At 38.1% G+C, this 13,089-nt stretch carries 10 protein-coding genes; 8 read left to right on the top strand and 2 right to left on the bottom strand.

Annotated elements, in window-relative coordinates; translation table 11 throughout:
* Window positions 1-46 precede the first annotated feature (46 nt).
* The 3 genes from QNJ52_RS00970 (at window position 47) to QNJ52_RS00960 (ending at window position 3,289) form a co-directional block, all read left to right on the top strand.
* Window positions 47-1,057 carry a PTS sugar transporter subunit IIC gene (locus QNJ52_RS00970; protein ID WP_219494561.1) on the top strand — a complete coding sequence of 337 codons (1,011 nt, stop codon included), beginning with the start codon at window positions 47-49 and terminating at the stop codon, window positions 1,055-1,057.
* A gap of 96 nt (window positions 1,058-1,153) precedes the next feature.
* On the top strand, window positions 1,154-1,738 hold the full coding sequence (gene lepB / locus QNJ52_RS00965) for a signal peptidase I (protein WP_283721635.1): 585 nt from the start codon (window positions 1,154-1,156) through the stop codon (window positions 1,736-1,738).
* A 153-nt stretch (window positions 1,739-1,891) separates the two neighbouring features.
* Window positions 1,892-3,289: an alkaline phosphatase gene (locus QNJ52_RS00960; RefSeq protein ID WP_283721634.1), complete on the top strand. Its 1,398-nt coding sequence runs from the start codon at window positions 1,892-1,894 to the stop codon at window positions 3,287-3,289.
* Window positions 3,290-3,334: 45 nt separating this feature from the next.
* On the opposite strand, the gene QNJ52_RS00955 is transcribed toward QNJ52_RS00960, so the two are convergent.
* Window positions 3,335-4,066, bottom strand: coding sequence for a transglycosylase family protein (locus QNJ52_RS00955; protein WP_283721633.1), 732 nt, complete (start codon window positions 4,064-4,066; stop codon window positions 3,335-3,337).
* Window positions 4,067-4,597: 531 nt separating this feature from the next.
* On the opposite strand from QNJ52_RS00955, the gene QNJ52_RS00950 reads away from it, so the two are divergent.
* Window positions 4,598-6,637: an AAA family ATPase gene (locus QNJ52_RS00950; protein WP_283721632.1), complete on the top strand. Its 2,040-nt coding sequence runs from the start codon at window positions 4,598-4,600 to the stop codon at window positions 6,635-6,637.
* 95 nt (window positions 6,638-6,732) lie between these two features.
* Here QNJ52_RS00950 and QNJ52_RS00945 read toward each other — a convergent pair whose 3' ends face one another.
* On the bottom strand, window positions 6,733-8,415 hold the full coding sequence (locus QNJ52_RS00945; protein ID WP_283721631.1) for an Rqc2 family fibronectin-binding protein: 1,683 nt from the start codon (window positions 8,413-8,415) through the stop codon (window positions 6,733-6,735).
* A 133-nt stretch (window positions 8,416-8,548) separates the two neighbouring features.
* On the opposite strand from QNJ52_RS00945, the gene gmk reads away from it, so the two are divergent.
* The 4 genes from gmk to priA are packed head-to-tail and all read left to right on the top strand — an operon-like array spanning window position 8,549 to window position 12,990.
* Window positions 8,549-9,169, top strand: a complete 621-nt coding sequence (gene gmk / locus QNJ52_RS00940) for a guanylate kinase (RefSeq protein WP_101141978.1) — start codon at window positions 8,549-8,551, stop codon at window positions 9,167-9,169.
* Window positions 9,169-9,378, top strand: a complete 210-nt coding sequence (gene rpoZ / locus QNJ52_RS00935) for a DNA-directed RNA polymerase subunit omega (protein ID WP_099483212.1) — start codon at window positions 9,169-9,171, stop codon at window positions 9,376-9,378. The genes gmk and rpoZ overlap by 1 nt, the downstream gene beginning before the upstream one ends.
* Before the next feature lie 55 nt (window positions 9,379-9,433).
* Window positions 9,434-10,612: a bifunctional phosphopantothenoylcysteine decarboxylase/phosphopantothenate--cysteine ligase CoaBC gene (gene coaBC, locus QNJ52_RS00930; protein WP_283721630.1), complete on the top strand. Its 1,179-nt coding sequence runs from the start codon at window positions 9,434-9,436 to the stop codon at window positions 10,610-10,612.
* On the top strand, window positions 10,609-12,990 hold the full coding sequence (priA, locus tag QNJ52_RS00925) for a primosomal protein N' (protein WP_283721629.1): 2,382 nt from the start codon (window positions 10,609-10,611) through the stop codon (window positions 12,988-12,990). Before coaBC ends, priA begins: the two co-directional genes overlap by 4 nt.
* Window positions 12,991-13,089 lie beyond the last annotated feature (99 nt).

Below are 13,089 nucleotides of genomic sequence, written 5' to 3'. Positions count from 1 at the left end.
ATAAGAACACATATATATATTATAAAAACAGGAAGGGATTGTTGATGTGGATATTTTGATTGGAACAGGTTTCTTACTCCTTGTCCTTGTGCTGTTTACGTTATTTACGTATAAAGCACCATCTGGTATGAAGGCGATGGGGGCATTAGCGAATGCCGCGATTGCAACATTTCTTGTCGAGGCGTTTCAGAAATACGTTGGTGGAAATATATTCGGAATAAAGTTTCTAGAAGAATTAGGAGATACAGCCGGAAGTCTCGGTGGTGTAGCAGCAGCTGGTTTAGTTGCTTTATCTATTGGTGTATCTCCCGTTTATGCACTCATTATAGCAGCAAGTTGTGGGGGCCTTGATTTATTACCCGGGTTCGTTGCAGGGTATGTCGTTGGTTATGTTATGAAATATGCTGAAAAATATGTGCCTGAAGGTGTTGATCTAATTGTAGGAATTATTATTATCGCGCCGCTTGCACGTATGCTTGCAATGCTTGTTACACCATTAGTAAATAATACGCTAATTAAAATTGGTGAAGTGATACAGCAATCTACAGATGCGAGTCCGCTGGTTATGGGATTTGTGCTTGGTGGTATTATTACGGTTGTAGGAACTGCACCACTGAGTTCGATGGCTCTAACAGCACTACTTGGTCTGACAGGGTTACCGATGGCGATTGCTGCAATGGTATCATTCAGTTCAGCGTTTATTAATTCAACGATGTTCTATAAATTAAAGTTAGGAGATCGTGCCTCTATCTTAGCTGTTGGCATCGAACCGTTATCACAGGCAGATATTATATCCTTAAATCCTGTACCGATCTATTCTTGTAACTTTATCGGTGGTGCACTTGCGGGTATGGTTATTGCACATTCTGGAATGATTAATGATGCACCTGGAACAGCGAGTCCTCTAGCTGGATTTTTAGTGATGTTCGGCTTTAACGAACCACTTCAGATTATTGGATGGGGTAGCGTTATTGCGGTAATCTGTCTAATTGTTGGGCTAGTAGGAAGCCGTATATTTAAATCTTATCCTCTGCGCAGGAAATCAGAATTTATATAATTGGTTTATACATCTAAAGTATGGCAGTATGACATTATCTTTTTATATATTATTAATGGTATAATAGTATAGAATTTTGAAATAAGGAGATAACATATGTTAAAAGAGATAAAAGAATGGATCATATCAATACTTGTTGCACTTGTCGTTTTCTATATCGTACATACATTTTTATTTGCAACGTATGCAGTCAATGGTGACTCTATGTTCCCGACGTTTAAGGATAAAGAGCGCGTGATTATCAATAAGATTGCGACAAAGACAGATAGCATTGATCGTGGAGATATTATTGTTTTTCATACAGATACTAAAAATGACTATATAAAGCGATTGATTGGTAAGCCTGGCGATACGGTTGAATATAAGAATGATAAACTCTATATAAATGGACAGTATATTCAGGAAGATTATTTGAAAGAAAATCGCAAGAACAAGACGAATGAAAAGCTGACAGACGATTTTACTGTAGATATGTTAGTAAATGCGGACGGTAATAAGAAGGTTCCTGAAGGTAAATACCTGGTATTAGGAGACAATCGTGAAGTCAGCCTTGATAGTAGAAGAGAATTAGGACTTATTGATAAAAGCGATGTCGTGGGTAAAGTAGCTCTGCGTATATGGCCATTTGATGCGTTTACGCGTTATTTTTTCGAAGACAACTTTGATAAAGTGAATAAATAAAAATGGTTGAGACGATTTTAGTCTCAGCCATTTTTATTTACATATATTTATTAATCCTTAATAAATTATTTACAAAGGTATTATAATCTCTTAATAATTCATTGTTAATCTAAACAAGTAATAAAAATTTCTTTTACATTTGGAGGAATATTAATGACTAGATTTCGTTATATTACAGCTGGAACATTAGCTGTATCTACAATTTTATCTGCAATTGCGCCGACCACTGCATTTGCGGGAGGAAAACCTTTGCCACAAAATAATGGTGTAAAATCAGAGGTCGTTCAATGTGGCAATAAACAGAAACCAAAAAATGTTATCTTTATGATTGGTGACGGCATGGGCCCTTCTTATACTTCAGCATATCGATACATGGAAGATAAGGAAGAGACACATGAATTAGATCCAGTTGCTTTCGACCATTATTTACTAGGTGCACAACGCACAATTGCTGATGATGATCATGAGAATATTACAGATTCAGCATCTGCAGCGACAGCGATGAGCGCCGGTACTAAAACTTATAATAATGCAATCGCTGTTGATAAACAGAAGAAAGAAGTAAAGACTATTCTTGAGCAGGCGAAGGAAGTAGGTAAAGCTACGGGTTTAGTTGCGACAAGTGAGATTACACATGCGACTCCTGCAGCATTTGGGGCACACGACATTTCTAGAAAGAATATGCCGCAAATTGCTGATGATTATTATGATGAAATGATAAATGGACAGCACAAAGTAGATATACTGCTCGGTGGCGGTAAAGAATACTTTGAACGTAAGGATAGAAATTTAGTCAAAGCATTCCAAAAAGATGGATATCGCTATGTCACAGATAAAGCTTCTTTGACAAAAGCAGCGCAATCTAAGAATCAACAAATTCTAGGTCTGTTCTCACAAGGTGGGATGCCGAAGATGATAGATCGAAATGAAAGTATGCCGTCACTTAAAGATATGACCGAAACTGCCTTGACAAAATTAAGCGGTGATAGAGATGGGTTCTTCCTGATGGTTGAAGGATCTCAGATTGACTGGGCAGGACATGCAAATGATATTACAGGTGCGATGAGCGAAATGAAGGATTTTGACTTAGCTTTCCAGACAGCGATTAACTTTGCGAAGAAAGACTGTAATACTTTAGTCATTGCAACTGCCGATCACTCTACAGGTGGAATGTCGATGGGACAAGGTGGAGAATATAACTTCCTTGTTGATCCTATCAAACAGATGAAGCATACTCCTGAATATTTGAGCGCAGCGTTGCTGAAAAAAGATGCAAATATAGATAAAATAATCACAGAAAATATTGGATTTACATTAGAAGCTGCTGAAATGAAAGCCATAAAAGAAGCTGTTACTAAAAAAGATGATGAAAAGATTGAGGATGCAATTGAAGCGACAGTTAACAAACGTAGCTACACAGGATGGACAACGAATGGCCATACAGGAGAAGATGTAAACATCTATGGATATGGTCCAGGTGCACAAGCTTGGAGAGGTAATATGGATAATACAGATAACGCAAAACGAATTTTTGAATATCTTAAGAAATAAAAAATGAATGTGCCGAATGGCACATTCATTTTTTATTTCTTAAGATTAAGCTGTAACCCATTGAGATGGACCAGCTGTATTGTATAACTTAACAGCGGCTGCATCTTGGACTGCTTCAGGTGCTGATGCTGGAGATACGCCTCTCCACTCAGCTGGAGCTACTGAATCCCAAGTAGATTGTAAGAATTGGTATTTACCTGCTGCGCCAGATTCTGAGTTAATTGCACGGATATTACCGCCAGATTCACGTTGAGCAATTACTTGTAAATGTGAGTTAACACTTACTGGTGAAGTTGCTGATTGTGTTTGAGCTGGCGCTTTATATGTTGATTGTGCTTGATAGTTCTGCGCTTTAGGTGCTACATATGTTTGAGCAGGTGTCTGCGCTTTAGGTGCTACATACGTTTGAGCAGGTGTCTTTGCTACAGGAGCCTGTGCTTGTACAGCAGGTGCCTCCTGTTTGAAGTTGTTATTCGTTACTGAGCTGAATGCTTCTGAATCTGCTGATCCAGTATGGTTATATTCCCAAGTCCAGTGCGCACCATTTGAATCAAAGGTAAAATGATAGCCATCCTTAGTGAATTCATAGTGATAAGCCCCTTCGTGTACAGGGTTTTCATTTAAAGCTGATGGGTTGTTTAATGCTAAGTTTGCTAATTCGGCTTTGTTGATTTGATTTGCTTCTGCTGTTTCCGTAGATGCATCTGCTTGAGAAGCTGAAACACCAGTTACTCCTAATGCTAATGCTAATGTTGAAGTCATAATTGCTTTTTTCATTATATAAAATCCTCCAGTAATTTGTTTAATTAATATTATGAATCAAAGTAAGATTCATTTGGCTAAGTGACACTACATACACTAACACAATTAATATGTCTGTGCGTTACAGCTACATAACAATTCATTACAACGTTGAAATGTTCTCGTAATATTTGTTGAAATGTACTATGTCTGTAACAGCACATATTAAAACATAATCAATTCGATAATACAAATAAAAAGGGATATAAATTTAATAATTTAAATATGAATTGGAAATTAATTTTCAAAATAAACCTTAAGTAAAGATTTTTATTTTTATATAAATCGCAGTAGCTTCTTTCATTTTTCTTCATGTTAATATATGTAATTAATTACAATTAAAAATATAATTATTTTTATTTAACACAATAAAAATATGAATTCAATTGATCAAAGATAATCAAAATTATATTTGACTATCTTTGACCATTGGTGTATAATGTAATTACAGAAGTGATAAGAAACTTCTGCTAGCACGATTAAAATTGAATATAGGAGTGATTTAATATGAATAATGGTATTTTTGATAATAATTTTGATGCGATTTTTAATAGAATGTTTAATGAAATGAATGAAGGGCAGGTCTCACGCAAGTTTTATATTAACGGACAGGAAGTATCGAGTGATGCGATTCAGCAACATCAACATCAACATCAACCTCATACTTCAAAACAAACGAGCGATAGTTTCTTAAATAAGATAGGAAGAAATTTGACAGAAGAAGCAAGAAACAACCAATTAGATCCCGTTATAGGTAGAGAATCCGAAGTTCGTCAAGCTGCTGAAGTATTAAGTCGTCGAATTAAGAACAATCCGATACTAGTCGGTGAAGCAGGTGTAGGTAAGACTGCAGTCGTTGAAGGTCTTGCCCAGGCAATTGTAAAAGGGGATGTACCAGCTTCGATTAAGGATAAGGAAATCATTTCAATCGATGTGTCAGCGCTTGAAGCGGGGACTCAGTATCGTGGTGCGTTTGAAGAGAATGTACAGAAATTACTTGAAGAAGTAAAAGCGCAAGGGAATGTAGTATTATTCATCGATGAAATTCATCAGATTATTGGCAGTGGGTCGACTGGAGGAGACTCTGGAAGCAAAGGTTTGTCCGATATATTAAAACCAGCGCTTAGTCGTGGTGAGATATCTATTATCGGTGCAACAACACAGGACGAGTATCGCAATAACATAATGAAAGATCCGGCACTTGCTCGTCGTTTTAATGAAGTCGTTGTGAATGAACCGTCGAAAGCAGATACAATTAAAATCTTAAAAGGAATTAAGGAAAATTATGAAAACCACCATCATGTTAAGATTGATGATGAGGTGATAGAAACAATCGTTGATTTATCTATTCAATATATGTCGGGCCGCATGCTACCGGATAAAGCAATTGATTTGATGGATATTACAGCAGCGCATATTTCATCCCGTAATACGGTTGTAGACAAAGTAGAGACTGAAAAAGAAATTGAAACGCTCGAAGCTGATAAGATGCAGGCAGTCGAGCAGGAAGACTTTAATCGTGCGCAGGAATTGCAGATGAAGATTAAAGCTTTAAAAGACAAATTATCAGCCGGTGTGGAAAGTAATCATGTCACAAAAGAAGATGTGTCTGCTACTGTAGAACGCATGACAGGTGTGCCCGTTTCTCAGATGGATGATAATGAAATTGAGCGTCTAAAACATATGCAATCCAGACTTGAAGGTAAAGTCATCGGTCAGGATGAAGCTGTTCAAGCTGTTGCGAAAGCAATCAGACGTAATCGTGCAGGATTTGATGATGGTAATCGTCCAATCGGCAGCTTCTTGTTTGTAGGTCCAACAGGTGTCGGTAAGACAGAGCTTGCTAAACAACTCTCTTTAGAACTATTTGGTACGACTGAATCGATGATCCGTCTGGATATGAGTGAATATATGGATCAGACAGCTGTCTCTAAAATGATCGGTACAACTGCCGGTTACGTTGGATATGATGACAACTCGAATACATTAACTGAACAAGTACGTCGTAATCCATATTCAGTTATCTTATTAGATGAAATTGAAAAAGCAAACCCTCAGGTTCTCACATTGCTGCTACAAGTATTAGATGATGGCGCTCTGACTGATGGTCAGGGTAATACGGTAAACTTTAAGAATACGATAATAATAGCAACAAGTAATGCATCGTTTGGTGAAGACCGTGAACGCACATCCATTTATGAAGAGTTAAAAGGATACTTCAGACCTGAATTCTTAAACCGCTTCAATGCGATTGTTGAATTTAAGCATTTAGCTAAAGAAGATTTGAAACAAATTGTAGAACTATTGTTACATGATGTGCAGGAGGTAGTTGCACGTAAATCAATAGATATGGAAGTGACAGAACGTGCGAAAGACTGGTTAGTCGAGCATGGCTATGATCAGGCTTTAGGTGCAAGACCATTACGTCGATTGATCGAAAGTGAAGTACGTGATTCTATTACAGATTACTATTTAGATCATATTGATGTAAAACAGGTGACCATCGACCTGAATGAAACAGAAGATGGTTTAATGGTTAAAGAATAATTATTAGGATGAGCATGAGCAGGGACCAGATTACTAAGTAATCTGGTCCCTGCTCTTTTTTTGTAAAAAATGAAAAGGAAGTACCAAATTAACAGTTAATTTGGTACTTCCTTATTTAAATAGCTGTTTCTTAAATGTTCGACATAGTCTTCTTCAGGTGTAACCATGACAGTACTCTGATCGGTATACGTTACGAATCCGGGTTTAGCACCGCTTGGTTTATGCACATGCTTGATTTCTGTATAATCAACTGGAATTTTAGAAGAACCTTGTGCTTTTGAGAAGTAGCCGGCAAGCATTGCAGCATCTTCAACTGTGCCATCTGTTGGATTGCTATCAAGAATTACGACATGACTGCCTGGAATATCTTTTGTATGAAACCATAGATAGTTGTTACGCCCTAATTTATGCGTAATGTATTCATTTTGAAGGTTATTGCGGCCGACCACAATTTCTTGGCCGTCACGCGATAAGTAATAATCGATAGAGGACTGCTGTTTTTTGGATTGTTTTGTTTTATGTTTTTTCTTGATCAAGTTTTGCTCTGCAAGCTCTGTACGGATATCATCGATATCGTCTACAGAAATATGATCCAGCTGCATCTGAATCGTCTCTATATATGCTATTTCATCCTGAGTCGCCTTTATTTGCTCAGCAGCATGTGCTTTACGTGTTTTTAGACGGTTATATTGTTTGTAATAATACTGTGCATTCTCTGCTGGTGATTTTCTTGGGTTCAGTGGAATTGTCACAGTTTCTTCATTATAATAGTTCTTCGTTGTGAATTCATCCATGCCTTGTTTGAGCTGATACATGTTGCTCGTTATAAGTTCTCCATAAAGATTCATCTTGTCCATCTGTTTTGTCTGTTCTAGTTCATCAACAAGTTTTGCGAGCTTCTTTTCATTTTTTTGAAGTAATGAATTTAAGTGACGTGAAAGATCATTCGTCTGATTACGGACACGTTCACGCACTGCTCGGTCTTTATAATAGATATCCAGCATCTCGCTTAAATTATGATAAGTTTCGATACTTGTACCGTGCGCTACTGGTCGGAAATAGAAATCTTCTTTGCCATCAATGGAAAACGTTGAAGCATTTGTTTGTAACGTCTGCATAAATCGATTAAATGCGATATCGATATCATTATCCATCGATAGCATCTCCTTGACTGCGAGAGGACTGAATCCTTCAAGTAGTCTTAGTACTGCTTTATGAATAGCGAGCGTGTTGTCAAGCTTGTCACTGATTGTATCTACTGTGAATGGATTTGTCTTTTTGTCTGTTGGTGGGAACTCGTAGTTGAATCCAGGCATTAAAGTACGTGCGCTGTTTGTGTTGGGTGTTAAGTGTTTGAAGCTGTCTAATATTTTATTGCTATCATCTGTTAAGATGATGTTACTATGTTTCCCCATTATTTCCAGATAGAGATGTCGCTTAATACGATCACCAATTTCATCGGTATTATTGATAGTAAAATGAACAATACGGTCATTTCCAATCTGTTCGATACGTTCGACGATACCACCTTCAATATGTTTACGCAGCACACGTAAGAACATCGGAGGTTCAAATGGATTATCGAGCTGATTATTTGTGATTTGCATACGTGCAAAGTTTGGATGTATTGAGAGCATTAATTTTTGATTTTTGCGGTTCGCTCTTATCGTTAAGATGACCGTAAATTGATCGGGTTGTGTAATCTTATTGATTCGTGCTGTTTCTAAAAATGATATTTCTTTAATCATCTGATGCGTAAATAAGCCGTCAAAAGCCATGTCTTCACCTTCTTTTTATAATGTTTATAGTGTAACATGAAATAACAATTTCACAAGGCGAATGTTTCATCTATATTTTTATTCATTTATATGATAAATTTAATTTATATCATTTTTATGAAAGGTCGTAGACATGGATATAGAAAAAGGTTTATTAATTGTATTATCTGGTCCCTCTGGAGTTGGTAAGGGAACTGTGCGTCGTGCGATATTTGAGGATCCGGATACTGATTTCGAATACTCAATTTCAATGACGACTAGAAACAAACGGGAAGGCGAAGTAGATGGTGTAGATTATTTCTTTAAGTCACGTGAAGAATTTGAAACACTGATCGAGCAAGATGCATTTATCGAATATGCTGAATATGTCGGGAACTACTACGGGACCCCTGTACAGTATGTTAAGGATACTATGGAACGTGGTAAGGATGTATTTTTAGAGATTGAAGTTGAAGGAGCAAAGCAAGTCAGAAAGAAATTTCCTGAAGCACTATTCATCTTCTTAGCGCCACCAACACTTGAACATCTAGAGGAACGACTTATCGGTCGTGGCACTGAAAGTCAGGAAGTCATCAATCATAGAATAAGTGAAGCACGTAAAGAAGTGGAGATGATGAATCTCTATGATTACGTAGTGATCAATGATGAAGTGATGGATGCAAAGGAAAAGGTTCAGATGATTGTTGAAGCTGAACATTTAAAACGTGAACGTGTAGAAGCACGATTCAGAAAAATGATACTGGAGGCAAAATAATGTTAAACCCACCATTAGATAAATTAAAAGAAAAAGTGAATTCTAAATATTTAATCGTAACCCTTGCGGCGAAACGTGCACGTGAAATGCAGGATCATCCAGATGTAAAATTGAATGACCGATACCTATCGTATAAACCTGTTGGTCAGTCTTTAGAAGAGATTGCTGCAGGTAAGATTCATATTACAAGCGAACACCCTGAGGAATAGTATAAACTGACAAATGTAATGTTTGTCAGTTTTTTTATAGGAGGAATTTAGACTTATGAAGATTGTATTAGGCGTTACTGGTGGAATTGCGGTATATAAAGCGATAGATTTAACAAGTAAGCTCGTACAGAATGGTCATGAAGTGCGTGTCATCATGACGGAGAGTGCAGAGCAGTTTGTAACGCCACTTGCATTTCAGGCGTTAAGCAGAAATTCTGTATACACAGATATCTTCGTGGAACAGAACCCAGCTGAAATTCAGCATATTGCTCTTGGAGACTGGGCAGATATTATGATCATCGCACCATTAACTGCATCAACGCTCGGTAAGATTGCACATGGTATCAGTGACAATATACTGACTGCAACTGTACTTGCGTTTACGAAGACGATTTATTTAGCACCTGCCATGAACAGTAATATGTACAATAACCCGGCAGTAACGGACAATATTCAAACGTTACTGAAGCGTGGATTCAAATTCATAGAACCGGGAGAAGGTTTCTTGGCGTGTGGCTATATAGCAAAAGGACGCATGAGCGAACCACTTGATATCATGAAATTTATTGCTGAAGATAATATAGAAAAAGATTTGCAAGGCAAGAAAGTATTGATTACAGCAGGACCTACAATTGAAACGATAGATCCAGTGCGCTATTTAACGAACCGTTCATCGGGTAAGATGGGCTATAGTTTAGCTGAAGCAGCAAGCCTGCGAGGTGCAGATGTAACATTAGTATCGACAGACGTAGGAATACCTGTGCCGAAATGTGTACATCATATTAAGACTGAAAGTGCACAAGATATGTTCAATGCAGTAAAAGATAATATGGAACAGGATATTATTATTAAAGCAGCAGCAGTAGCAGACTATACACCAGTAGAAACACATGACCAGAAATTAAAGAAACAAGAGGGAGATCTCACGATTACATTTAAACGTACAGAGGATATACTGAAATATATTGGTGAGCATAAGACGACACAATTTGTAGTTGGCTTTGCAGCTGAGACAGAGCATGTCGAAATGTATGCACGCGGCAAATTGAACAAGAAAAATGCAGATGTTATTGTTGCAAATAATGTGGGTGATAAATCTATCGGATTTAAATCGAATGACAACGCTGTAACGATGTATTTTAAAGATGGAACGCACATCGATATTCCAAAACAACCTAAGCTTAACATTGCACATGAAATATTATCACATGTAAAAGAGAAGGGATTTAAGTGATTGCAAAAGTTATCGTAGACGTTAATAGTAAACGTGTTGATAAGTTGTTTGATTATTATATTCCGGAACATCTAAAAAGCGATATCGTACCAGGCCAGAGAGTTGTTGTGCCGTTTGGTCCACGAAAAATACAGGGTTATGTTATCACAGTGACGGATAATGCAGAATACGACAAGCTAAAACCTGTCATTGCGATTCAGGACTTTATACCGGAACTTACGCCCGAATTAATAGATTTAAGTGAGTGGATGAGCTATTCTCACGTCTCTAAGCGTATTGCAGTGCTCGATGCGATGCTGCCAAACGCAGTAAAAGGGAAGTATAAGAAGATATTCCGTTTAATAGATGATGAACGTATGCCGCAAGAACTCACGCAATATTTTAAAGATGCAACCTTAACACTGGAACGCGCGCAGCAGCTTGAAATTGTTTCGCTGCTCAAACCATATATTGAATGTGGTGACGTCGTTGAAGATATCGAAGTCTCTCAAAAATACAAGAAAAAAACATTCGTCGGTGTGAAGCTTAATCATTCGAATGTAGATGACATCATTTCACAGCTAAAATCTGAAACGCAGATACGTGCGATCGAACTCATAAATGATGCAGGAGAACTGACATTGATCGAACTGAAAGAAGAGGGCATATCAAATGCTGTAGTCAATAACTTAGTGCAAAAAAGATTTTTAGAAAAAATCAATATTGAAACGACTCGAGATCCATATGCGCATAAAGTGTTCTTTGAAGATAAGGAAAAAGCACTGCATGATGAACAGCAGAGTGCATACAATGCTGTTATGGCAACTATTAATAAAAATCAGTCAGAAACATTCCTGTTACACGGGATTACTGGAAGTGGTAAGACAGAGGTATATCTTCAGCTCATTAAAGAAGTGCTGGACAAAGGACAGGATGCCATCGTACTGGTACCTGAAATTGCGCTGACACCTCAGATGGTAGATCGATTCAAGTCCCGCTTCGGTGATGAAGTGGCCGTACTGCACTCAGGTCTTTCTAACGGTGAACGCTATGATGAGTGGCGCAAGATAAAGATGGGGGAGGCACGCGTATCTGTCGGTGCAAGGTCCAGTATATTCGCACCATTTAAAAATATCGGCATCATCATTATCGATGAAGAGCATGAAACAACATATAAGCAGGAAGACTATCCACGATACCATGCCCGCGAAATTGCGGAATGGCGTGCGCAGTATCATCACTGTCCGCTCGTGCTCGGAAGCGCCACACCATCACTTGAAAGTTATGCACGTGCAGAAAAGGGTGTATATACGAAGCTCGAAATGTTAACACGCGCAAACAAATCCGCGATGCCAGAGATGATCGTCTCGAATATGCGGGAAGAACTGATGCGGGGAAATCGTTCGATGTTCTCCGGCATACTGCACGATAAGATTCAGGAGAAGATTGATAAAGGAGAACAGGTGGTGCTCTTCTTAAATAGAAGAGGGCACGCACAGTTTATGCTATGCCGTGACTGCGGACACGTACCGATGTGTCCGAACTGCGACATTAGCTTAACGTATCATAAATATACGGATGAACTGAAATGCCATTATTGTGGACATAAGGAACCACCTGTTAATATATGTCCGAGCTGTGAAAGTGAACATATACGCGAGATGGGCGTCGGTACGCAGAAGGTGGAAGAGATCATCTATCAGACATTCCAAGATGCGAAAGTCATCCGTATGGATAACGATACGACACGCAAGAAAGGTGCGCATGAACGGCTGCTTGAACAGTTTAAAAACGGAGAAGCGAACATTTTACTCGGCACACAGATGATTGCAAAAGGACTGGATTTCCCGAACATTACACTCGTTGGCGTACTGAACGCCGATACGATGCTCAATTTACCGGACTTCAGAGCAAGCGAGAAAACATTCCAGCTCATAACACAAGTCGCTGGACGCGCTGGACGAAGTGAAAAGACAGGCGAGGTCGTCATTCAGACATATAATCCTGAACACTACGCAATACAACACGCAGTAAATTATGACTATAAAGCATTCTTTAAAGAGGAGATGGAATACAGAAGACTCGGCAAGTATCCGCCGTACTTCTATATGATCTATCTTAATATGCAGCATCATAATTTAAAGACCGTACTGACCGAAAGTAAGCATATACATGATATATTAGTGCAGCACCTATCACCAAAAGCATATGTACTCGGACCCGCACCGAGTCCAATTGCACGAATTAATAATCAGCATCGTTTCCAGATATTGATTAAGTTTAAATCAGAACCGGAGCTGTTAAAGGCACTTAACTATCTGGATGACCGTTACCATGAACTGTTTGTGAAAGATAAGTTCTCGCTGCATATAGATATAAACCCGTATATGATGATGTAATCATTCGTCATCTCTCTTAAAATATAGTAAAATAACACCGAGCACTCTCTTTAACTTTGTTTAAGGAGAGTTTTATCATTTATATCAATACGTGGTAAT

The sequence above is a fragment of the Macrococcus sp. S115 genome (assembly GCF_030067655.1).
Taxonomy (GTDB): domain Bacteria; phylum Bacillota; class Bacilli; order Staphylococcales; family Staphylococcaceae; genus Macrococcoides; species Macrococcoides psychrotolerans.
This window is presented reverse-complemented; position numbering and strand designations above follow the sequence as displayed.

Coding starts and splice junctions, on each gene's coding strand:
- QNJ52_RS00950 (WP_283721632.1), top strand. CDS start 4,598: ATGAATAATGGTATTTTTGATAATAATTTTGATGCGATTTTTAATAGA.
- QNJ52_RS00960 (WP_283721634.1), top strand. CDS start 1,892: ATGACTAGATTTCGTTATATTACAGCTGGAACATTAGCTGTATCTACA.
- lepB (WP_283721635.1), top strand. CDS start 1,154: ATGTTAAAAGAGATAAAAGAATGGATCATATCAATACTTGTTGCACTT.
- QNJ52_RS00955 (WP_283721633.1), bottom strand. CDS start 4,066: ATGAAAAAAGCAATTATGACTTCAACATTAGCATTAGCATTAGGAGTA.
- rpoZ (WP_099483212.1), top strand. CDS start 9,169: ATGTTAAACCCACCATTAGATAAATTAAAAGAAAAAGTGAATTCTAAA.
- QNJ52_RS00945 (WP_283721631.1), bottom strand. CDS start 8,415: ATGGCTTTTGACGGCTTATTTACGCATCAGATGATTAAAGAAATATCA.
- coaBC (WP_283721630.1), top strand. CDS start 9,434: ATGAAGATTGTATTAGGCGTTACTGGTGGAATTGCGGTATATAAAGCG.
- gmk (WP_101141978.1), top strand. CDS start 8,549: ATGGATATAGAAAAAGGTTTATTAATTGTATTATCTGGTCCCTCTGGA.